Raw genomic sequence first — 22,259 nt, forward strand, 5'->3', positions numbered from 1 at the left:
CATTAATTTTTTCTTTTGTAAAATCAGTATCTAAATTAGATAAGTAATTTAAATCTATTCTATATTTTTTTATTTCATCTATTATTTCATCAACATCTTTCAATGAAAAAAAACTTAGATTCTTTAATCCATTAAACTTATCTAATAAAACATTACCTTGTGACTTAATTGATTTTAAATAGTTTATATGCTCACTAGATAAGCCACTTATACTTTTTGTTATTTCATCTATCCTTTTATTAGTCTCATCAGTAAAATATAACTTTAAATTATTGAACACATCTATAACCTTATTTAAATGTTCAATATATTTAGAGTCATACTCTTCACTTACCTTTAAAACTTTTCCTTTTTTAGTAGTAATATCAGTTGTACAAAAAGGACATTTACAACTAATATCTAAATATTCTTTACCACTAATTTGCCATTTTATCCATTTAGAATTGATATTGCTTTTTATGTAATCACCATATTCTTCTAATTCATCAGGTATATGTATTATTTTATTACCATTTTTTAATCCTTTTCCTATACTTCCCGATGCTGAATATCCACTACTAGATTTTCCAAAACACTCTGTCAAAGAATTTAAGTCTTGAATTAGCTTATCTAATTCTGGATTTTTATTAAATGTATTCCTAACTTCTATAACTAGATTTTCGATATCCATCATTAAATTATCGTATTCTTCATTTTTTATAAAGATTTCATAACTATTTTTTAATACTTCATCTTCTTGAAATACATATTGATTCACATATTCTTCATTAAAAATACTTACCGTATTAAACTTTTCCAGTCCTTCTACTTTAGGAACAATTTCTTCTTCGCTATTTAAATATTTAAAAGGTTTTAATTCAAATAATCTATCATTATTTTCAATAGAATACTTTATTGCTTTTGATATTGTACTTTTTCCTGTTCCATTTATTCCATACTTTATATTTAATTCATGTTCTTTTATTTGAATATTAGCTAAATCAATATTATTGCAATTTTTTATTAATAAATTCATCTCTATCCCCTTATAATATAAAATTTTACGAATATAATCCCCAATCCCTTTTTAAAAACCAATTTGGTGTCCATTTAACATAGTTTTCTGGAGTAAATTTTTCTTTTAATATTTCAATGCTTTTTATTTTCTGAGGTAATATAGCTAAATTATGATTGCCAGATGGACTATCTAAATCATAAAAATGATATCTTTCCATTCCATCTTTATATCGTCTACTTAATCCATAATCAAACGGTATGCAAATTCTTGTAATTGTTCCTTTTTCATATGAATCAAATATTACTTTAACCAACTTCATTTCATTTATTGCTTGTACAAAATTTTTATTAATCATATAATCACTCCTATAAAAAAATAAAATTTATATGAAATATTAATTTAATGTATAATAAACTAATTCAGCCTTGCTTTCTTCAATTATTACAGCTAACTACAAAATAAAATTTTAACAATTATATATTACTATATTTTTCCATTAATTACTACAATTTTCATTGAAAATTATTTAATTTATACCAAGTAACTATTATTTCTACATTATCTAGTTTTCCTCTTTTTACTGTATATAAATCTTTACATCCAATTATTTACAAATAATTCTATCTACTTTTATTACTAACCATCCTATATTTTTTATATTTATAATAATAAACTTATAAATATAAAAATCCACGACATTACTGTCGTGGATTTTTTGGTGGAGGCGAGGGGTATCGAACCCCTGTCCGAAAGCAGACCAATCTGACTTTCTACGAGCGTAGTTTGTGACTAAAATTTCGGTCCTTAGTTCGCTCACAAACAAACTCCTAATTCCCTAGCTTCATAAATACCCCTTTAGCTCAAAGCTTTGCTAAACTTCGTTTCCCACTTTAATGACACCAGTGATCCAGAGCGTGGGCACCCTGGGCTGATGAACAGCTATATTAAGCTGCTAATGCAAAATTGTCTTCTGCGTTTATCTTTAATGCATACTTTATTATCGAGGTGACATGCTTGCCTCGGCTCGCTTATCAAACCCATCTTACCCCCGTCGAAGCCAAAACGCCCCCAGGTTAAAATTTGTTTAACGCGAATATTCAATTTTCATTCCGTGTTGTAATTATATATTATAAAATTTTTTCTGTCAACAATCTTAAATCATGCATTTCATCTATCTTTTTCCTTTTATTAATGTCATTTTTCACTAAAATTCTTTTAAGTCAATATTTAAAATTTATTTAGTTAATTTTTTTGACATGGTGAAATTCTTTTTTCCTGCTTTTAAAATTTTGTACCCTACTTTTAAATAAAGTCTTCTCGCTTTTACATTATGCCTAAATACCCCTAAGCGTAATTCATTTATCCCTTTTTTCTTTGCTATATCTTCTAATAGAAATAGTGTATTATATCCATAATTATTGCCTCTGTACTGTTCATAAATAAGAAAGTCTCCAATAAATCCCCAGCATCTTTCTTTTATAAACCATATAATTCCTATCTTTTCTTCTCCAATAATAATATTATATAGGAATATATCTTTTGTTTGAAAACCTTCCTTAAAAAGATCATTATACTCAAGCTTTGCAAACTTTGAAGCTTCTATCAAAGTTTTAAATCTACGACTTAAAAGCAATTCTTCAGTATAGCTTTTAATTGCTGAATCAGTATAATTATTATAATCTTCTAAGGACATCTCTTGTAATTTAATATTCCTCATAACGCTTTGCCCCTTTTAATAAATACTACTTTAGTTACCTTTTTAAACATACTATTAAACTATAATGTTAATTTAATATCAATCCATATTAAAAAATTTCTATATAGTACTCTGTAACCAAATTTCTAACTGTTTCAAATACTTCTCTTCTTTGAAGTAGTGTTCTGCACCATCTAAAACCGTTAAATACACTGAATGTGCATTGGCAAAATTATCTACTGTTAGTCTATCAGTTAATCTATCTTTTGAAGGATATAAAATATGTGTTTTTACTTTCCATTCATCTACTGGATTTTCTTTTGAATAAATCAAGTAATCCCAGTATAATGTTTCACCCATAGATGTAGGAATCACCTTTTCTCTCATTAACTGATCCTCAGTGATATCAGACCATGTCATCATCTTTGAAATCAAAATTTCCATATTTAGCACTGGACATTGAAATAGACATTTTTTCATATCAATATCTTTGTAAGCCAAAAGACTAAAATATGCACCAAGACTACACGCATACAAGTTAATTTCTTTCCACTTATTTATTACATAATTACTTACATGCTTTAAATCTTTTACTGCATTCCATGCCATAATAGAATACTCTTGATTTTTTCGTTCTCCATGTTCTGGCAAATCAAAACTAATTACTTGATACCCCTTTGAAATTGCAATTTCAGCAAAATGTTCCGCATTTTCCTTGCACCCCATTTTCCCATGAACATATATATAGACCTTATCTGAAGTGGGGCCCCATATTAATGTCGGTATATTCTCTATTAAAATCCTTTTCTTATTTACCATACTTCCCCCATATAAATCACTATTTGAGTAATCCATTTCATTTTAGTTTAGTGATTGCAACAAAATTAAATATATCTATAGACTTCTTTATAATTATATTCACTCAGTCTTATAAAACAACTATGGAGTGATCTTTCCATAGTGCTGGATTTAAATAATTAGATTCTTCAAGTAATTGAATAGCTCTTTCACTAGATGGAATCATATTAAATACCTTCTCTATTTATTACTACTAATTTTTATAATATATTCTGCTGCTTCTTTTGGTGTAATCTTTGAAACATCAACCTTTTCTGTATATAATTTTTCATAATATTTAATTCGTGATAAACTTCTAGTAATAATATCCTCAGTTCGAATTTTTTCATCCACATCCTTTTCTAATCTACATTTTAAGGATTCTTCATCACAAACTAATGATATTAAATGTAAATTGCAGTTTTTAGTATTTAATCTATTTAATATTTCATTTATAATACTCTGCTCATGCATAACCCAACAAAAAATAATATTTTCATATACCGAGCATTGAATAAAGTTGTTCAACAAAAAGCAAATATTCTCTATGACCATTTTTTTAGTTTCATCATTCACTATAAAAGGATTCATATCCCAACACCAATCTCCATCAAGGAAAACACTATTATTTAGTTTACTTTTTATTATTTGGCATGTAGTAGTTTTTCCAACGCCCATAGTTCCACCAATCATATATAATTGTTTCATATAAATTTCCATCCTTTATATTCATTTTTATCAATCGAATTTATTCCATGATAATCGCTCTTACTAATTTTGAATATAGTGACTTATAAATTCATTTACATTCTTATATCTATTAACCTTTAGTCCAACCTTCTCATATTCCTCTAGGTATTCATTTAATATATTATCAAATGCTTTAGCTGTTTCATATAAATCTTCTAGATTAAAACCTAAAAACACATTATACTTAGGTATGCTTATTTCATTAGATATCTTATCTAATGTGTTTTGAAAACTATTCATACTCATAAAGGCTAAATGTAGATTTTTAGTCTCTGCTGCATAATACATTTTATTACGCCAATTTGAAAAAAACTCTTCGTAACTACCTCGTAAATTATCTACCTTTGGTAATTTTTTTTCCTTTATAATAATTCTTCTTTTCTCTTTTATTAATTGTTGTATTTGCGCAATTAATTCTGTTGTATATTCCTTTACCTTATCCAATTTATCTGATTTAATTATTCTCTCTATATTTTCTATGAAGTTATTTGGCTTTTCTTGTAGTTTTTCTAGTTCATCATAAGCTCTCTTAATTCCTAGTTTAAAATATGATTTATTAATTAAACAAATAGCAGATTCTATATTATAGATAACATCTCCGGCATAAAATCTACCCTTATATAAATCTTTTGAAGTCATAAGATTTGCATAAGCTTTATAAACATGTCCCATAATCTCTTCTACTCTTTCATAGTCCTTTTCTGTAAATGGTGATTTAAGAATTCTTTCTACTGATTTTCTAAGGTCTTCTAACCGTTTTATATCCTTTTCTTCTGCACAATATACAATCTTTGAACACATTAATTTAGAAATATTAGGATTATTATATTCAGCATCATTTTCAAGTGCTTCCCAGGTTGTACAGTAAATATCGTGTCCTACTTCTAAATCATCTTGTATAAAGGATTCCCCTAACTGCCATCCCTTATTATCATTGATAACAATAAGTAGATCTAAATCTGATTTTTCATGAATATCTCCAGTTAAAAATGATCCATAAATACCTATAAGTGCAACAGATGATTGACATACTTTTTCTGACTTCTTAATTATAGCTTCAATTATTTTCTCATTTCTTTCATTAAATTTTTCCTTAACTTCTTCACTAATATATGCCTCTTCAATAAATCTTTCTTTTCTACTCATAACCATATAAAACCTCCAGCATACAACGCTTAAACAGTAGAATCATTAAATTCTATCTAAGTTAGTATATTAATTACAATTTTTTAATAAAATAATGCCTCTTACCAGTAATAGGATAGTCATCTAATGCAAAGACTTTTTGGTAACCTAATTTTAGATAAAAGCCCTCTGCCTGTAATCAATCGTTAGCCAATTACCATTAGTCTTTCCTATAAGCCCGGCTACCTTCATACCTTCTTCATTCTCTAAAAATATACCTATTTCTTGAACATCTTTATTCTCAATAAGTTCAAGATTATACTTTAGTAATTCTTCATATATCTCTTGTTTATCATTGTCAGATGGGTTACTAGTTATCTTATATTGCATTACTATTCCTCCATATATTAAAAATTATATATTTTCTTACTTATATTCAGACTTTAATAATGCATATTCATATGTATCTTTCCATATGGGATTACCAGCTTCATCACTATGAAAATATACGTTTTGCAATAAAGCTCCTTCTCTTCTCATTCCAACTCTTTCAAGTAATCTCCATGAATTAAAATTCTTAGGATCACACTTTGCAATAATACGCCTTACTTCCATTTCTTCAAATGCATACTTTATAAGAGCTTTTAGACTCTCAGTTGCATATCCATTTCCCCAGTAAGTCTTATTAAATACATATCCTACTTCCCAAGTATCAAAGTTACCTTTAGAAAAATATAAATTTCCTATAACCTTCCCACTTTCTATACATACTGCAAGAAACTTTTCATCTTCTGAACGCCTTTTTGCCTCAACATATGCTTCTTCCTTATTAAATACTTTATATGGCTCGAATTTTATTACTTCTTCATCAGACAAATATTCATATAAATCCTCACCATCTATTTCTTTAAATTTTCGTATTAATAACCGTTCTGTTACTAATTCTTTCATAGCTATCACCTTTGCTCGCTTTAATATTAACTAAGAATCTATTGATTTACTCCCACTGACCTGGCAACTTTAATTTCTCCATATAAGGAAATTTCTTATCAAACTCATCTACTTTTCCCCCTGGTAAATCTTCAAAGACTTTAGATTCATAGAATTTTCCCTTTACACCCTTAAGTCCATCTTCAACTAACTCTATTCCCATAAAAGCATCAAAATTCTTTGAATCACTAGTTGTTATTCCAAAATTATCACAAGTTTTAAAACCATGCTTAGGATAATATCCAGGCTCTCCAAATATTATTATTGCTTTATGTCCTGCTTTTCTAGCTAAATCCATAGTTGTTTCAAGTAAGACTTTCCCTATTCCCTTATTTTGATATCTTGGCTCTACACATAATGGTCCAAAAGTTAAAACTTCTGTTTTATTATCTCCATCAATAACATAAGCCTTAGAATACATTATAGTTCCAACAATTTCTCCATTAAGTACTGCTATCCTACTTATTTCAGGAATATAATCATCACTTTTTCTAAGCATATGAACTAAGTAATGCTCAGTACATCCAGGTATATACCGATTCCAAAAAGCCTTTTTAGTCATATATTCAACTTCAAAATAATCATTTTCATTTTCTTGCCTTATTATTAAATTCTCCAAATTCTCACCCCTTTTATTAATGCATAATGCATTGAACTTGTTATGCATTGTCTTCGTTACTTTCCTAATTATTCACTATGATTTTTCATCATAATAAAGATTATTCATTTATAATTTTTTCATTCTTTAATTTTTTCATAACTAAGCTCGCCTTAGTTATTTCCCTAATTATGCATTATCCATTACTCATTATGAATTATATAAATCATATTACCTTCTGATTCTTTAAATCCAAATTTCTTATATACTGGTTTTCCATGTACTGAAGCTTGAAGTTTTATAACCTTACACCCTGATTTTTTCACTTCATCGACTAATAGATTTAATAAAGCAACTGCTATACCTCTCCCTCTATACCTATCTTTTGTGTACATATTAGTTATATAAGCTATTCTACCACTTGTATTAGAATATGAAGGTGGAAGATTATAAAATAATACACCGCCTGTGGCTATAATAATATCACCTCAACTGCAACATATTGAATTAACGATTCATCCGCCATTCTGGTTTGAAAAAATCTATTTAATTCAAAGTCAATATTAGTACTAGGATCTAATCCTTCATCTATTAACAGCTTTTTTCTTAATTCAACAAGTATATGAATATCACTTTTAGTAGTTTTTCTATATATCATAGCCTTCCTCCATCACAATGCAACTTCATTCTTTCATTTCGATTTTGCGTCAGCAAAAGAGAAGCTTCATTCTTTCATTAATTATGCATTATCCATTAAGCATTATGCATTACATTTCGTCTGCCGGATATATTACTCCTATTTGTTTTCTTGCTTCTTCAATAACTCCAATAACATCTCTTGAAACCTGTAATGAATTAATCTTTGATTCTTTTTCACCAGATTTAATTAAACTAACAAATTCTTCAACCTCGTAGAACATATCAGCCTTGTTTTGTTCTAAAGATAAATCCTCTTCTCTTCCATCTCTATATATTATTTTCACATTGTTGAAGGCATTAATTCTGTCAATTATTATACTACCTTCTTCTCCTTGAATTTCTGATGGAATATATGAATTGCTTATTTTAGAGTATATAACAGCTCCCTCCATATCATCATAACCAAATACTATACTTCCTTCACCATCTACTCCTGTCTTTAACATAATTCCATTAGCTTTTACAGTGTTAGGCTTTCCAAAAAGATTAACCATTGGTGATATACAATAAACCCCTATGTCCATTATTGCACCATTAGATAATTCCTTTTTAAAGGCATTTAACACTTCTCCAGCTTTATATTTATCATATCTTGAAGAGTACTGACAGTAACTTGCAAAGTACTTTCTAACCTTACCAATTTTATGAATATTATCTCTAATAACCCTAAAGTTCGGTAAAAGCGTAGTCTTCATAGCCTCCATAAGAACCACATTATTTTCCTTTGCAGTTCTTATCATTTCATCAGCTTCTCTAGTATTTGTAGCAAAAGCTTTTTCACATAAAACATGCTTTTTATTCCTTAAAAATAAAATTGTTTGACTTGAATGCAATGCATTAGGTGATGCTACATATACTGCATCTATTAAATTACTTTTAGCCATTTCTTCTAAACTTGTAAATATATTTTTAATACTATGTTTTTCTGAAAACTCTTTTGCTCTTTCTTCAGTCCTAGAATAAATTGCTGAGATATTTATATCACTAACTTCTCTCGCTCCTTCAATCAATCTATCTGTAATAAAATTACTCCCTATAATACCTAAATTTATCATATTAAACACCTCTTTATTTCAAAAATCTTCTAATAATAATTATATCATATATGCATTTTTCGTATATACCTTTTATTATACAGTATTTTCCAAAGAATTTTCCTGCTAATACTGCACATACTAATAATATCCTAAATTGGATTTATAAATCCAACATTAATGTAAATTTAGCTAGGGAGGATTTTTATGAAAAAGAGAATATTACCATTATTCTTAGGTTTTTTTATTTATATTTTTCTTATTACTAATTTTATTTACTTTCTATCTACAACTGAAAATGCTGAATTTGTACCATCATCATTCTTTAGTAAATATTATGAAACTGACTATTCAAATGATTTAACTTCTGATGTTGGTACATTTATTACTGACTCCACTGAAGATATAGAACAATCAATTCTTCATTTTATGCAAGATGTATTTACAATAAGAAACGATGCATTTTTAAATGGCAATGTTGAGAAACTTTATAAATTCTATGATATTAATCAAACCTTTAGTTCATACTCCTTGGAACATGAATTTAAAAGAATAGCTTTTTTAAGAAATTGGGCAAATAAACGAAGTATATCCTTTAAAAACATAGAATCTACTCCTACTATTAAAAGTCTAAAAATTAAGGATGGATATTATAACTTGATTTTAAGTGAAGAATATAAATTTAACTATTATTACGATAATAATCCCGATGAACTTAATACTTTTGGAATTCAATTAATTCATAATTTAGAATTAAAAGATACAGGAGATTCTTTCATAATTTCTAAAGATTATTATGAAGATTATTTCAAAAGTGGTCTTGAAGAATATGATTTTAATTTGACTGAAAAGAATATTGATATAAATAATTTGAAACCTAAACTTTTTAATTTTAATGTAGAACGAAACCCTTTGAGCAATGGTGAGTATAATATACAATCTGCAATAAATTATGCTAATAAATATTCAGGAATTAGTTTTGCATCAAAAGAAAAATTTAATTCAAATTACTTTACTTATATTGCTGGAGATGGAAACTCTGCAAATTTTATATCACAAACCCTTTCAGATACTCTTGAGGGGGGTGGATTAAGCCAAGATAGAATGTGGTTCTATAAAAATACTAAATCTACTAGAATAAAGGCAACTTCTTCTTGGGTTAAATCTGAAGACTTAGTAAATTATCTTTTAAATACTAACAAGTTTTCTATTACACTCTCTGGGAATATAGAAGAAATACTATATAACAACACTACTAGTAATAAAAAAATAAATATCGGAGACTTAGTAGTATTTAAGAAAGGTAACTACATAGAGAGCATAGGGATAATTACAGACTTTGATGCTAATAACTATCCATTAATAAATTCAAATTCTATCAATACCTTTAAAGCTCCTTTTGATTTAGGCTTTGAAGGTGATGATTTTAAATGTTATATATTATCTGCCAACTAAAAAGAAGCTGAATCAAAGGCCTTATACCTAACTTTGATTCAGCTTACTTTTTTAGTTCCTATTATAATACATCGCTTAATGTATATCTCGAGAATTCATGAAGAAATGCATCTAATGATTCTTTCATTATTCCCTTAACTTTACAATCAGAACTTATGTATGGACAACAATTGTCTTTATTAAAACATTGAGCAATGTTTAAATTATCTTCTGTTATTCTAACTACTTCTCCTAAATTTATATCCTGCGGCTCTAATCCTAATTTTAGGCCACCTGTTCTACCTTTCATAGAAATAATTAAATCTGTTTTAGCTAATTTATGTATTATCTTTTTTAAGTGATGCTCCGATATCTCTAGCTTCTTAGCTAACTCCTCTACTGTGCACAGTTTATCTCTATTCTCAGCTAAGTAAACTAAAGCTCTAAAAGAATAATCAGTGAATTTTGATAAATACATATAGACCCCTCTCTTTCGTATGACTTAATAAATAATTGCGAATATCATATGCATAATTAATACAGGAAATAAAATCCTACTAATATTTATATCCTCTTTATCATTAAATATGCAAATATACCCTTTTTTAAATTATACTATAAAACCACACAAAATTTCTCTAAGATATATACAATATTTACATATTGTTTACATTCATTTTAATCTATACATATTATTTACACTTTGTTAATTTTAGTGGATTTATCCTCCAAAATTTAAAGGTATCCTTAACACTAATGGTAAATTATTGTTAAGGATACCTTATTATTTTTATTTACTTAAATATTCATCTATCGCAGCAGCTGCTTTCTTTCCTGCCCCCATTGCTAGTATTACTGTTGCTGCACCTGTCACAGCATCTCCTCCTGCATATACTCCTTCCTTTGTTGTATGTCCATTTTCATCAGCAATTATGCACTTCCACTTATTAACTTCAAGTCCCTTTGTTGTTGATGAAATCAATGGGTTTGGAGAGGTTCCAAGAGACATTATAACAGTATCTACATTCATAATATATTCTGATCCCTCTTTAACCACTGGTTTTCTTCTTCCAGATTCATCTGGTTCTCCAAGTTCCATCTCCACACATTTCATTCCACTTACCCAACCATTTTCATCTACCAATATTTCTGTTGGATTAGTTAGTATATCAAAAATTACACCTTCTTCTTTTGCATGATGTACTTCTTCTATTCTTGCTGGAAGTTCAGCTTCACTTCTTCTATAAACTATATGACTTTCAGAACCTAATCTTAATGCAGTTCTTGCTGCATCCATAGCAACATTCCCTCCACCTACTACAGCAACTCTCTTACCAATTCTAACTGGAGTATGATACTCTTCTTTAAATGCCTTCATCAAATTAACTCTTGTTAAAAATTCATTCGCAGATAATACTCCATTTGCATTTTCACCTTTTATACCCATAAACTTAGGAAGACCTGCACCTGATCCAATAAATACAGCCTTAAATCCTTCAACTTCCATAAGTTCATCGATAGTTATAGTTCTACCAACTATTACGTTAGTTTCTATTTTTACTCCAAGTTTTTTTATGTTCTCTATTTCAGTTCTAACAACATCATCTTTAGGTAACCTAAACTCAGGAATTCCGTAAACTAAAACTCCGCCAGGCTCATGTAAAGCTTCAAATATTGTTACATCATAACCTTTCTTAGCTAATTCACCTGCACAAGTTAATCCAGCAGGACCACTCCCTATTATTGCAACTTTTTTATCTTTAAGCTCTTCTCTTTCTGATAAATCTATGCTATTTTTTCTTGACCAATCTGCAATAAATCTTTCAAGCTTACCAATTGAAACTGGTTCACCTTTTATTCCCAATACACATTCGCCTTCACATTGACTTTCTTGTGGACAAACTCTTCCACAAACAGCTGGTAAAGCACTATATTTCGCTACTTCTTTTGCTGCTTCTTCAAATTGTCCCTTTTTCATATATCCTATAAAGTTTGGTATATTTATAGCTACAGGGCATCCATCAACACATTTAGGATTTTTACATCCTAAACATCTACTCGCTTCTCTTATTGCTTCTTCATCTGTATATCCAAGACATACTTCTTCAAAATTCGTAGCTCTTATTTCAGGATCTTGTTCTGATATAGGTACTCTCTTCATTCTATTTTGTACTTGATTGCTCATATCTATCCCACCTTACAACCACAACCACCATGTTTGTGAGTGTCCCCTTCTTCAATTTTTAACTGAGCTCTTCCTTCCTCAGTTTTATACATTGTTTGTCTTCTCATAGATTCATCAAAATCTACTAGATGTCCATCAAATTCTGGCCCATCAACACATGCAAATTTTACTTTTCCACCTACTGTAACTCTACAAGCACCACACATGCCAGTACCATCTACCATTATTGGATTTAAACTTACTGTAGTTGGTATGTTAAGCTCCTTAGTCAAGATTGACATAAATTTCATCATTATCATAGGTCCAATAACTATAGCATGATCGTATTTATTTCCTTTTTCTTCTACTAAATATTTTAAACAATCAGTTACTCTTCCATTAAAGCCATAGCTTCCATCATCAGTTGATATATATAAATTACCTGAAACTTCTTTTAATTCATCTTCTAATATTAATAAATCTTTAGTCCTACTTCCCACAATTACATCACAATTGATTCCTTGTTCTTTCATCCACTTTACTTGAGGATATACAGGTGCTGCGCCTACCCCACCTGCTATAAAAATAATATTTTTATTCTTTAATTCTTCTATATCTTCGTGAATAAATTCACTAGGTTGTCCAAGTGGACCTACAAAATCAGCAACATATTCCCCTACTTCAAAGTTTGCAAGCTCTTTAGTTCCCCTTCCTACAGCTTGAAAAACTATTGTTACAGTTCCATTTTCTGAGTTGTAATCTGCTATTGTTAGTGGTATTCTCTCACCTTTATCATCATTCTTAATGATAATGAATTGGCCTGGTTTAGCTGATCTCGCAACTCTAGGTGCTTCTATATCCATCAGATATATATTTTGAGTCAATTCTCTTTTATTAACTATCTTGTACATTTTTGTTCCCCCCATAATTTCTGTATCTATTAATATATTATCATTTTTTGAATATTCATACAATTATTTACTATATTTTTTTACTACTTTTTATAAGAAAGGTTATCTTGAAAAGAAATAATTTTCAATTCAAGATAACCTATAATAAAACTTTAATTATACTAAATTTATCCTATTAGAAATCAACTTTTGTTCCATAATATGTGCACTCAAATAATTTTTCCATGGCTCTATCATCTATTTTTCTTGGATTAGAACCTGTACATGCGTCTAATACTGCATTATGAGATATAAACTTTAAATTGGCTTTAAAGTCCTCTTCTGTAACGCCATACTCTTTTATAGTATGAGGTATATTTAATTCTGTATTTAATTTATTTATCATTTCAATTAATGAATCTGTTAATTCTGCATTAGTTTCACCTGTTAGTTTTAATGCTTTAGCTATATAAGCATACCTTTCTTCACATTCAACTCTATTATATTGAATTACATATGGTAAGAATATTGCATTTGCACATCCATGTGGAATATGGAATACTGCTCCTGTTTTATGTGCCATTGAGTGGACTATTCCAAGTAATGCATTTGAAAATGCCATTCCTGCTAAACATTGGGCTTCATGCATTAAGTTTCTCGCTTCTTCATCTCCATTATATGACTTTACTAAACTTTCAATAACCATTTCAATAGCCTTTATAGCTAGAGGATCCGAAAAGTTAGATCTAAGTGCTGCTGTATAAGCTTCAATAGCATGTGTTAATGCATCCATACCAGTATGTGCAACAAGTGTAGTGGGCATAGTTTGAGCTAGTTCTGGATCTACAATAGCTACATCTGGAGTTATATTAAAATCCGCTAAAGGATATTTAATCCTAGCTTTATAATCTGTAATTACACTAAATGCTGTAACTTCAGTAGCTGTACCACTTGTAGAAGGAATTGCTACAAATTTAGCTTTTTGTCTAAGCTCAGGTAATCCAAATGGAATAATAGCTTCTTCAAACGTAAACTCAGGATACTCATAGAAAATCCACATCGCTTTTGCAGCATCTATTGGTGAACCTCCCCCCATTGCAACAATCCAATCTGGCTGAAATTTTCTCATTGCTTCTGCACCCTTCATAACAGTTTCTACTGATGGATCTGGTTCTACACCTTCAAATATCTCAACTTCCATACCTGCTTCTTTTAAATAATTCTCAGCCTTATCTAAGAAACCGAAACGCTTCATTGATCCTCCACCAACTACAATAAAAGCCTTCTTCCCTTTCAAATTCTTTAACTCTTCTAATGAACCCTTTCCATGGTATAAATCTCTTGGTAATGTAAAACGTGCCATAATATCCTCCACATATATATAAAATTTATTTTTAATTACGAGGTTATTACACGCAATACTCATGCCAATTAGTTTTTTAATTAACAATATTGTTAATTATTTAACCTTTAGCAGTTTTTTATTCTATCTCTCCTAATAATCATTGTCCTATTATTGAACATTTATACTTACCATAACTGTTAATATTTATGACATTGTCCTATTACTGAACACCAATCTTATCTATACTTAGATTATACTTCTTTATTTTTAAATATAAAGTATTCCTACTTACTCCCAACGCTTTTGCAGTTTTAGTTATGTTATATCCGTTATATTTTATAGCTTTAGTAATAGTTTCTATTTCTTTAGAATTTAAATTAAATTCTTCTATTTTAATTTCTGTTAGATTGTTTTTATTGTTCTTATATAATATTTCTTTATTAATATCCTCACATTCATCTAGAAAATCATAAGATAATTCTCCATTTAAATTCACTATATTTTCTATGCAATTCTCCAATTGCCTTATATTTCCATCCCAATTATATCTTAACAAAATATCAAATAGTTCATTACTTATGTTAGGTATTTCTTTATTTAGTTTAATAGACTTACTTCTTAAGAAATAGTCAATTAACAACCTTATATCACCACCTCTTTCTCTTAAAGGTGGTAACTTTATCGGAATAACGCATAATCTATAAAACAAATCTTCTCTAAATCTTCCTCTTTTTATTTCTTCTTTCAAATTTTTATTGGTTGCAGCTATGACTCTTATATCTAATTGAATTTCTTTACTACCACCTAATCTCGTAATTCTTCCTTCTTGTAAGACTCTTAGAAGCTTAACCTGCATATCTAAAGGCATTTCTCCAATTTCGTCTAAGAACAAAGTACCTCCATTAGCTAATTCAATCTTACCTATCTTTCCACCTTTTTTTCCACCAGTAAAAGTACCCTCTTCATATCCAAATAGTTCACTTTCAATAATGTTAGTTGGTATTGCTCCACAATTTATAGCTATAAATTTATTATTCTTTCTTATACTATAATTATGAATAGATTGGGCTAACACTTCCTTGCCTGTACCACTTTCTCCTTGAATTAATATTGTAGATGGGCTATTAGCTACAATTTTACAATTTGTAATTACATTTTTAATAGCATCACTCTGACCAATGATATCATTAAATGTAAAAAATGCTCCAGTAAAATTGCTTTTTATATCCTTTTCCCTTACCTTTATTAAAGTAGCAACTATACCTATAACTTTATTATTATCTTTTATGCTTTTAAGTACAATTTCAATTTTACTATTACTATTATGACTTAATTTTATCTCCCTAGTTACAATTCCATTATTTATTGAAATACTATCCATAATATTTTTAAAGTTAGGTATTATATAATTTATATCTTCATTTATTAAATTATGATTTTTCTTATCTAAAAGACTTAATCCCAATTCGTTTACATTTACTATTTTTCCATATGAATCTATTATGATTATTCCTTTATCCACATTTTCTATTACTGTTTTCATATAATTATAAGTTTGGTTTAATATATACTTTGTTTTTATTTTAAGGATTTCATTTTCAATCGCCTTCACTCCAAATATAACCAACCCTAAAGTATGCGGATGTCTCATATTACTTTTTCCAGTTATGTTTAAAGTTCCAATTATTTCTCCCTTATTATTATGAATAGGAGCTGCTGAACAAGTTAAGTTCTGAAATATGGATACATAATGTTCTTTAGCAGTAATTTGAATGCTCCTGTTATATGATAAAGCTACTGACATTGCATTTGTTCCTATACTCCTTTCATCCATATAAGCACCAACTTTTAAATTTACTTTTTCTAAATCATATCTTATTTCATCAGCACCCTTAATATAGAGAATACATCCATTCCTATCTGTTAAAATAATGATAAAATCTCTATCATCAACAGATTCAGATACCATATCTATATAGGTTTTAGATACCTCTATAAGATCTCTATTTTTTTCTAATACCTTTTTTAATTCTTCCTCTCTTAAAACCACTTTTGATTTAACTATATCTTTATTTATCCCATATATCTCACTTCTCTTATGAGACTTCTCTATTAATAAATCTTTACTAATCATAAATCCATACCTCATACTCTTTAACTGAACTTAAATTGCAATATTTTATTATATTAAACTAAAAAAATCAGGCTATATATTATCCTACTAACTCTTATTCAGAAAAGTTTCTGTAATTTAACATATAGCCTAATTTATTTTTTAATATCTATTAGATTCCTTTAATTGTCTTTCTATATCTCTCTTATGAGCTTTTTCTAACATTGAATCTCTCTTATCGTAATTCTTTTTACCTCTACATAGACCTAAAGCCACTTTTACTTTACCATTTTTTAAATATAAAGATAATGGAATCAATGTGTATCCTTGTTGAGCAACTAATCCATTAAATCTTGCAATTTGCTCCTTATGCAGTAAAAGCTTTCTTTCTCTCAAAGGTTCTACATTAAATATATTCCCTTGTTCATAAGGGCTTATATGCATATTTTTCACAATTATTTCACCATTATCTACATCTGCATAGGAATCCTTTAAGTTACATTTCCCAGCTCTTATAGATTTTACTTCAGTTCCAACTAGAGCTATTCCAGCTTCTATAGTTTCTTCCACAAAATAATCATGTCTAGCTTTTCTATTTTCAGCTAACGAATTACTATTTTTCTTCCTTACCATAATCTCACCACACATTTTATTTTTACTTATTAAGTATATCAGATTCTTAATTGATAACCAAAATTTTAATTATAAATCATACTTATCTTTATGAGTTTCAAAGGTCTATTCTATATCTTCCCCATCTTCATCTTCTAGTAAATTACTTTTTATAGCTTCTTTAGCTTCGTTAATCTTCTCAATTGTTTTTTCACTTGGAACTATTTCCTCTTTAGCTTCTTCTTCGATTAAATCAAAATATACTTCTCTATTGTCTATATCTACTCTACTACATCTAACCTTTACTTCATCACCTAATCTATATACCTTTTTAGTTCTTTCTCCAATTAGGCATAAATGAGCTTCATCATAAACATAGTAATCATCATCTAAAGCTGTAATATGAATTAATCCTTCTATAGTATTTGGAAGTTCTGCAAATAATCCAAAAGAAGTAACAGAAGAAATAATAGCAGAGAATTCTTCTCCAATTCTTTCTTGCATGTATTCTGCTTTCTTTAAATCATCAACTTCTCTTTCAGCTTCTTGAGCTAATCTTTCCATTTCAGAAGATTGCTTTGATGCAACTTCTACTATATTAGATAATTTGCCTGCTCTCTTTTCATCAATCTTTCCATTTAATTGCTCTTTAATAATTCTATGAATTTGTAAATCTGGATATCTTCTTATTGGCGATGTAAAATGACAGTAATATTTAGCTGCCAATCCAAAGTGTCCTACACATTCAGGTGAATATTTTGCTTGCATCATTGAACGTAATAGTAATGTGCTTACTACTGTTTCCTCTTTTTTACCCTTTACTTTTTCTAGAATATCTTGTAGTGCTCTTGGATGTGTTTCTTGGCCCCATCTAACTACATATCCTAGATTATATACGAATTCCTTAAACTTCTCTAATTTTTCTTCATCTGGATCTTCGTGAACTCTATAAACAAATGGTAAGTTGGTCCAATACATATGTTCTGCAATAGTTTCATTACAAACTAGCATAAACTCTTCTATAATTCTATTTGCAATTGCTCTATCATAAGGCTTAATATCTACTGGTTTTCCTAAATCATTTAATATGATTTTTGATTCTTCAAAGTTGAAATCTATAGCTCCTCGTTTCATTCTCTTTTCACGAAGAATATTACAAAGCTCTTCCATAGCTTTAAAGTCATCAACTAAATAATCATATCTCTTAATTAACTCTTCATCATTATTTTCAAGAATTTTTGTAACATCTGTATAAGTCATTCTTTCAATAGTTTTTATAACAGTTTCTTCAATTTCATGTTGAATAACTTTTCCTTTATTATCTATAATCATAAAGCAACTTAAAGCTAATCTATCGACTTTAGGATTTAAAGAACATATTCCGTTAGATAATTTCTTAGGTAGCATAGGTATAACTCTATCTATTAAATAAACTGATGTACCTCTCTTTAATGCTTCTCTATCTAAAGGATTTTTTTCCTTTACATAATGTGATACATCTGCAATATGAACTCCAAGTCTATACTTTCTATTTTCAAGTCGTTCAATTGACACTGCATCATCTAAATCCTTTGCATCTTCTCCATCTATGGTTACCATTCTTAGATTTCTAAGATCCACTCTTCTCTCATATTCTTTTTCTGGAATTGCTTCTTCAATATTTTCTGCATAATTTAAAACCTTAGCTGGAAACTCTTCTGGTAACCCATATTTCTTAATAATTGTAAGAATATCTAGACCTTTATCTCCTTTTTTACCCAATATCTCTTTAACTATTCCTTCTGGACTCCTTCTTTTATCTGCCCATTTTGTAATTTCACAGATAACTAAGTCTCCTTCATTTGCTCCATTTCTATCTTTTTTAGATATAAAAATATCTTGATTTAATCTAGAATCTTCTGGAACTACAAAGCCAAAATTTCTACTATCCTCATATACACCTATAATCTTTCTATTAGCTCTATCTAATACTTCTTGAACTTCACCTTCTCGCTTTTTACCATTGATATCTTCTCTTGTAACTTGAACTAGAACCTTATCTCCATTCATAGCACCATTCATAGAAGAACTCGGTATAAAGACATCTTTTTCTCCTTCAACATCTGGTATTAAAAAGCCATATCCCTTTGCATGAACTTCTAATTTTCCAGAAACAAGTCCTAGCCTTTCGGGTACTCCAAATTTATCCTTTTTAGTTCTAACTATAAGACCTTCTCTTTCCATTGTCTTAAGTACTTTTTTAAAAGATTTATATTCATCGGGATTTATATCAAATACAGCAACTAATTCTTGAATATCCATTGGTCTGTATGCTTCTTCTCTCATAAAACTCAATAAAGTTTCTTTTATTCCCATCTATATCACTTCCTTTATCTTTTTAACCTAACTTAGTATTTAGTATAATTTTTTCAAATTAATTATATTCTTCATATATTTTTTCCCTATCTAAGGCTTAATAAACAATTTTTTTTATCTTAAACAATAATCAGCTAATATTTGTTGTAATTCATAAATATTTAGACTACTATTAAATTGCTTTTCAATAGGAAGAGCTGTACCAGAAATCCATATCTTAAGTTCTGCCTCTAAATCAAAATGTCCTGCAGTTTCTATACTAAAATGTGTAATTGATCTGTATGGTATAGAATGATACTCAGTCTTCTTTCCTGTTACTCCTTGTTTATCTACTAATATTAGTCTTTTATCAGTAAAAATAAATAAATCTCTAACTAATTTATATGCTTTTTCTATACTCTCATTTCTTGCTAATATCTTATCATATTCTTTTCTTATGCTTTCTAAATTCACCTCTGAGGCATTTCCCATTAATCCATTAAAAATTCCCATCTCAAACACTCCTTTATAGTATAAAAGAGCTACTTTTAGTAGCTCTTTTTTATATTATATTAAGTTTAAAGCTATTGTATTCACAGCAAAAAGAGCCATAGTCACGATTGTTACTTTTAATAACATAGCTTCTTTAGTTCTTGCTTTATTCTTTGAAAAGAATGTCTCTGTTTTACTTCCTTGAATAAGTCCACTTAATGCATCTGTTTTACTTGGTTGTAATAATACTGATATTATAACTACTAAACCTAAAATCACTTCTAATATTAACAACGCATCTTTCATTGCTATACCTCCCAACGTTAATAAAAATGGTCGTATTTACATAAGGTTATCTTAACATATAAAAATCTATAATACAAGTAATTATCTTCAAAATAATTACATTAAAGTTTATTATATCAGGTTGCTTATTCTGGATTCTTTGCTCCAGATCGCACTCATATAATATTTGTCTCTTTTTATCCTTAATATAAATTATTAAAAATACATAACTCAAAAAGATAGTTTTAAAATTATTAAATAAAAAAATTAATAGGGATTGTAAGCTTTATGCCTACAATCCCTTTAAAACTTATTTACTAAATTTAATTACTTCTTGATGTTGAAGAATGCTTTTCTTCCTCTGTATTCAGCTACATCGTCTAATTCTTCTTCAATTCTGATTAATTGATTGTACTTAGCAACTCTTTCAGATCTTGCAGGAGCACCAGTCTTAATTTGACCAGCATTAACAGCTACAACTAAGTCAGCTATAGTTGTGTCTTCTGTTTCACCTGATCTATGAGAAATAACTGCTGTATATCCAGCTCTGTTAGCCATTTCTATAGCATTTAAGGTTTCAGTTAAAGTACCGATTTGGTTTAACTTAATTAAGATTGAGTTACCAACTCCTAAATCAATACCTCTTTCTAATCTTTCAGTATTTGTAACGAATAAATCATCACCAACTAATTGAACTTTCTTACCTAATCTTTCAGTTAATAGCTTCCAACCTTCCCAGTCTTCTTCAGCCATACCGTCTTCGATTGAGATAATTGGATATTTGTTTACCCAGTTTTCTAAGAAGTCAACCATTTCAGCTGCAGTTAAAGTTTTTCCTTCATGCTCTAATACGTATTTTCCATCTTTGTAGTATTCAGATGAAGCAGCATCTATAGCTATGAACATATCTTCTCCAGCTTTGTAACCAGCTTTAGTTATAGCTTCGATAATAACTTCGATAGCTTCTTCATTTGACTTAAGGTTTGGAGCGAATCCACCTTCATCACCGATAGCAGTTGAATATCCTTTATCGTGTAAAGTTTTCTTTAATGTATGGTAAACTTCAGCACACATTTGTAAAGCATCGCTGAAAGTCTTAGCTCCAACTGGCATTACCATGAATTCTTGTAAATCAACTGAGTTATCAGCATGTGATCCACCATTGATTATATTCATCATAGGTACTGGTAAAACTTTCGCATTTACTCCACCTACATATTGATATAATGGTAAATCTAATGACTTAGCTGCTGCATTAGCTACTGCTAAAGAAACACCTAAAATAGCATTAGCTCCTAACTTAGCTTTGTTTGGAGTTCCATCTAATTCTATTAATAATTTATCAATATATGGTTGATCATATACATTGCATCCAATTAATTCTTCAGCAATTGTATCATTTACATTTTGAACTGCTTTTAAAACACCTTTTCCTAAGTATTGGCTCTTATCACCATCTCTTAATTCAACAGCTTCGTACATACCAGTTGATGCACCTGATGGAACAGCTGCTCTACCTACAGTACCATCTTCTAAGTAAACTTCAACTTCTACTGTTGGAAAACATCTTGAGTCTAGAATTTGTCTAGCTACAACGTCAACTATTTCGCAATAATTTTTCATTACGTATCCTCCTTGTATTATATGTTATTTATTATATTCTCTACTATACCTTAATTATTATATCATAAACTGACATATTTATTCATAAAACTATTGTAAAATAGAAAATATTAGGATAAACAACATTTTTTTAGTAAACAATATTTATTATCACATTTCCTCTATTATTATACCATCTTGACCATATATTTCAATATAAATTTGATTATGTAACCATTAACAATCTAATTATTTTTATATA

Annotated in this window: 23 protein-coding genes and 1 other RNA gene; 1 reads left to right on the forward strand and 23 read right to left on the reverse strand. The window is 28.8% G+C overall.

Features of this window, described 5'->3' with window-relative positions; translation table 11 throughout:
* The 13 genes from QK892_RS16315 to QK892_RS16375 form a co-directional block, all read right to left on the reverse strand.
* Nucleotides 1-1,015: hypothetical protein (locus QK892_RS16315; RefSeq protein WP_394855045.1), on the reverse strand; the 1,015-nt coding region annotated here is incomplete at its 3' end.
* A 25-nt stretch (nucleotides 1,016-1,040) separates the two neighbouring features.
* Nucleotides 1,041-1,352, reverse strand: a complete 312-nt coding sequence (locus QK892_RS16320) for a hypothetical protein (RefSeq protein WP_317274617.1) — start codon at nucleotides 1,350-1,352, stop codon at nucleotides 1,041-1,043.
* Between the two features lie 361 nt (nucleotides 1,353-1,713).
* Nucleotides 1,714-2,067, reverse strand: a transfer-messenger RNA (tmRNA) gene (gene ssrA / locus QK892_RS16325).
* Nucleotides 2,068-2,231: 164 nt separating this feature from the next.
* Nucleotides 2,232-2,714 carry a GNAT family N-acetyltransferase gene (locus QK892_RS16330; protein ID WP_317274618.1) on the reverse strand — a complete coding sequence of 161 codons (483 nt, stop codon included), beginning with the start codon at nucleotides 2,712-2,714 and terminating at the stop codon, nucleotides 2,232-2,234.
* Nucleotides 2,715-2,813: 99 nt separating this feature from the next.
* On the reverse strand, nucleotides 2,814-3,512 hold the full coding sequence (locus QK892_RS16335; protein ID WP_317274619.1) for an alpha/beta hydrolase: 699 nt from the start codon (nucleotides 3,510-3,512) through the stop codon (nucleotides 2,814-2,816).
* A 219-nt stretch (nucleotides 3,513-3,731) separates the two neighbouring features.
* Nucleotides 3,732-4,238 (reverse strand): AAA family ATPase, encoded by a 507-nt coding sequence (locus QK892_RS16340; RefSeq protein WP_317274620.1) that lies wholly within the window; start codon nucleotides 4,236-4,238, stop codon nucleotides 3,732-3,734.
* A gap of 63 nt (nucleotides 4,239-4,301) precedes the next feature.
* Nucleotides 4,302-5,432, reverse strand: coding sequence for a nucleotidyltransferase domain-containing protein (locus QK892_RS16345; RefSeq protein ID WP_317274621.1), 1,131 nt, complete (start codon nucleotides 5,430-5,432; stop codon nucleotides 4,302-4,304).
* Between the two features lie 147 nt (nucleotides 5,433-5,579).
* Nucleotides 5,580-5,795 carry a hypothetical protein gene (locus tag QK892_RS16350; RefSeq protein WP_317274622.1) on the reverse strand — a complete coding sequence of 72 codons (216 nt, stop codon included), beginning with the start codon at nucleotides 5,793-5,795 and terminating at the stop codon, nucleotides 5,580-5,582.
* Between the two features lie 36 nt (nucleotides 5,796-5,831).
* The gene (locus QK892_RS16355; RefSeq protein WP_317274623.1) at nucleotides 5,832-6,356 is read right to left on the reverse strand and encodes a GNAT family N-acetyltransferase; all 525 of its coding nucleotides are present in this window, start codon (nucleotides 6,354-6,356) and stop codon (nucleotides 5,832-5,834) included.
* A 46-nt stretch (nucleotides 6,357-6,402) separates the two neighbouring features.
* Nucleotides 6,403-7,014 carry a GNAT family N-acetyltransferase gene (locus QK892_RS16360; protein ID WP_317274624.1) on the reverse strand — a complete coding sequence of 204 codons (612 nt, stop codon included), beginning with the start codon at nucleotides 7,012-7,014 and terminating at the stop codon, nucleotides 6,403-6,405.
* A gap of 182 nt (nucleotides 7,015-7,196) precedes the next feature.
* Nucleotides 7,197-7,475: a GNAT family N-acetyltransferase gene (locus QK892_RS16365; RefSeq protein ID WP_394855046.1), complete on the reverse strand. Its 279-nt coding sequence runs from the start codon at nucleotides 7,473-7,475 to the stop codon at nucleotides 7,197-7,199.
* Complete coding sequence (locus tag QK892_RS16370) at nucleotides 7,466-7,651, reverse strand: hypothetical protein (protein ID WP_317274626.1); 186 nt, start codon at nucleotides 7,649-7,651, stop codon at nucleotides 7,466-7,468. Before QK892_RS16370 ends, QK892_RS16365 begins: the two co-directional genes overlap by 10 nt.
* 109 nt (nucleotides 7,652-7,760) lie before the next feature.
* Entirely contained in the window at nucleotides 7,761-8,747 is a 987-nt protein-coding gene (locus QK892_RS16375; RefSeq protein ID WP_317274627.1) for a Gfo/Idh/MocA family protein, read from the reverse strand.
* 186 nt (nucleotides 8,748-8,933) lie between these two features.
* Between QK892_RS16375 and QK892_RS16380 the strand changes: the two genes are divergently transcribed.
* Nucleotides 8,934-10,181 carry an amidase domain-containing protein gene (locus QK892_RS16380; protein ID WP_317274628.1) on the forward strand — a complete coding sequence of 416 codons (1,248 nt, stop codon included), beginning with the start codon at nucleotides 8,934-8,936 and terminating at the stop codon, nucleotides 10,179-10,181.
* 61 nt (nucleotides 10,182-10,242) lie between these two features.
* Here QK892_RS16380 and QK892_RS16385 read toward each other — a convergent pair whose 3' ends face one another.
* The 10 genes from QK892_RS16385 to eno all read right to left on the reverse strand — a co-directional run bounded on the left by QK892_RS16385 (nucleotide 10,243) and on the right by eno (nucleotide 22,018).
* Nucleotides 10,243-10,638, reverse strand: coding sequence for an RrF2 family transcriptional regulator (locus QK892_RS16385; RefSeq protein ID WP_317274629.1), 396 nt, complete (start codon nucleotides 10,636-10,638; stop codon nucleotides 10,243-10,245).
* A 312-nt stretch (nucleotides 10,639-10,950) separates the two neighbouring features.
* Nucleotides 10,951-12,345: an NADPH-dependent glutamate synthase gene (gene gltA, locus QK892_RS16390; protein WP_317274630.1), complete on the reverse strand. Its 1,395-nt coding sequence runs from the start codon at nucleotides 12,343-12,345 to the stop codon at nucleotides 10,951-10,953.
* A gap of 2 nt (nucleotides 12,346-12,347) precedes the next feature.
* Nucleotides 12,348-13,235 (reverse strand): sulfide/dihydroorotate dehydrogenase-like FAD/NAD-binding protein, encoded by an 888-nt coding sequence (locus tag QK892_RS16395; RefSeq protein ID WP_317274631.1) that lies wholly within the window; start codon nucleotides 13,233-13,235, stop codon nucleotides 12,348-12,350.
* Between the two features lie 175 nt (nucleotides 13,236-13,410).
* On the reverse strand, nucleotides 13,411-14,577 hold the full coding sequence (locus QK892_RS16400) for an iron-containing alcohol dehydrogenase (RefSeq protein WP_317274632.1): 1,167 nt from the start codon (nucleotides 14,575-14,577) through the stop codon (nucleotides 13,411-13,413).
* 202 nt (nucleotides 14,578-14,779) lie between these two features.
* Complete coding sequence (locus tag QK892_RS16405; RefSeq protein ID WP_317274633.1) at nucleotides 14,780-16,693, reverse strand: sigma-54-dependent Fis family transcriptional regulator; 1,914 nt, start codon at nucleotides 16,691-16,693, stop codon at nucleotides 14,780-14,782.
* Nucleotides 16,694-16,834: 141 nt separating this feature from the next.
* Nucleotides 16,835-17,305, reverse strand: a complete 471-nt coding sequence (gene smpB / locus QK892_RS16410) for an SsrA-binding protein SmpB (RefSeq protein WP_317274634.1) — start codon at nucleotides 17,303-17,305, stop codon at nucleotides 16,835-16,837.
* A 105-nt stretch (nucleotides 17,306-17,410) separates the two neighbouring features.
* Nucleotides 17,411-19,639: a ribonuclease R gene (rnr, locus tag QK892_RS16415; RefSeq protein WP_317274635.1), complete on the reverse strand. Its 2,229-nt coding sequence runs from the start codon at nucleotides 19,637-19,639 to the stop codon at nucleotides 17,411-17,413.
* A 114-nt stretch (nucleotides 19,640-19,753) separates the two neighbouring features.
* Complete coding sequence (locus QK892_RS16420; RefSeq protein WP_317274636.1) at nucleotides 19,754-20,131, reverse strand: PH domain-containing protein; 378 nt, start codon at nucleotides 20,129-20,131, stop codon at nucleotides 19,754-19,756.
* A 54-nt stretch (nucleotides 20,132-20,185) separates the two neighbouring features.
* Nucleotides 20,186-20,416 (reverse strand): preprotein translocase subunit SecG, encoded by a 231-nt coding sequence (secG, locus tag QK892_RS16425; RefSeq protein WP_317274637.1) that lies wholly within the window; start codon nucleotides 20,414-20,416, stop codon nucleotides 20,186-20,188.
* Nucleotides 20,417-20,722: 306 nt separating this feature from the next.
* Complete coding sequence (gene eno / locus QK892_RS16430; protein WP_317274638.1) at nucleotides 20,723-22,018, reverse strand: phosphopyruvate hydratase; 1,296 nt, start codon at nucleotides 22,016-22,018, stop codon at nucleotides 20,723-20,725.
* Nucleotides 22,019-22,259: the final 241 nt, after the last annotated feature.

Origin of the sequence: Clostridium lamae (assembly GCF_033043255.1) — a bacterium.
GTDB lineage: Bacteria > Bacillota > Clostridia > Clostridiales > Clostridiaceae > Clostridium > Clostridium lamae.

Bases quoted from the DNA above. Each gene is read 5' to 3' on its own strand.
- QK892_RS16350 (WP_317274622.1), bottom strand. From the start codon at position 5,795: ATGCAATATAAGATAACTAGTAACCCATCTGACAATGATAAACAAGAG.
- QK892_RS16395 (WP_317274631.1), bottom strand. From the start codon at position 13,235: ATGTACAAGATAGTTAATAAAAGAGAATTGACTCAAAATATATATCTG.
- secG (WP_317274637.1), bottom strand. From the start codon at position 20,416: ATGAAAGATGCGTTGTTAATATTAGAAGTGATTTTAGGTTTAGTAGTT.
- QK892_RS16345 (WP_317274621.1), bottom strand. From the start codon at position 5,432: ATGGTTATGAGTAGAAAAGAAAGATTTATTGAAGAGGCATATATTAGT.
- QK892_RS16335 (WP_317274619.1), bottom strand. From the start codon at position 3,512: ATGGTAAATAAGAAAAGGATTTTAATAGAGAATATACCGACATTAATA.
- QK892_RS16355 (WP_317274623.1), bottom strand. From the start codon at position 6,356: ATGAAAGAATTAGTAACAGAACGGTTATTAATACGAAAATTTAAAGAA.
- eno (WP_317274638.1), bottom strand. From the start codon at position 22,018: ATGAAAAATTATTGCGAAATAGTTGACGTTGTAGCTAGACAAATTCTA.
- rnr (WP_317274635.1), bottom strand. From the start codon at position 19,639: ATGGGAATAAAAGAAACTTTATTGAGTTTTATGAGAGAAGAAGCATAC.
- gltA (WP_317274630.1), bottom strand. From the start codon at position 12,345: ATGAGCAATCAAGTACAAAATAGAATGAAGAGAGTACCTATATCAGAA.
- QK892_RS16375 (WP_317274627.1), bottom strand. From the start codon at position 8,747: ATGATAAATTTAGGTATTATAGGGAGTAATTTTATTACAGATAGATTG.
- QK892_RS16380 (WP_317274628.1), top strand. From the start codon at position 8,934: ATGAAAAAGAGAATATTACCATTATTCTTAGGTTTTTTTATTTATATT.
- QK892_RS16400 (WP_317274632.1), bottom strand. From the start codon at position 14,577: ATGGCACGTTTTACATTACCAAGAGATTTATACCATGGAAAGGGTTCA.
- QK892_RS16320 (WP_317274617.1), bottom strand. From the start codon at position 1,352: ATGATTAATAAAAATTTTGTACAAGCAATAAATGAAATGAAGTTGGTT.
- smpB (WP_317274634.1), bottom strand. From the start codon at position 17,305: ATGGTAAGGAAGAAAAATAGTAATTCGTTAGCTGAAAATAGAAAAGCT.
- QK892_RS16340 (WP_317274620.1), bottom strand. From the start codon at position 4,238: ATGAAACAATTATATATGATTGGTGGAACTATGGGCGTTGGAAAAACT.
- QK892_RS16420 (WP_317274636.1), bottom strand. From the start codon at position 20,131: ATGGGAATTTTTAATGGATTAATGGGAAATGCCTCAGAGGTGAATTTA.
- QK892_RS16370 (WP_317274626.1), bottom strand. From the start codon at position 7,651: ATGATATATAGAAAAACTACTAAAAGTGATATTCATATACTTGTTGAA.
- QK892_RS16330 (WP_317274618.1), bottom strand. From the start codon at position 2,714: ATGAGGAATATTAAATTACAAGAGATGTCCTTAGAAGATTATAATAAT.
- QK892_RS16385 (WP_317274629.1), bottom strand. From the start codon at position 10,638: ATGTATTTATCAAAATTCACTGATTATTCTTTTAGAGCTTTAGTTTAC.
- QK892_RS16405 (WP_317274633.1), bottom strand. From the start codon at position 16,693: ATGATTAGTAAAGATTTATTAATAGAGAAGTCTCATAAGAGAAGTGAG.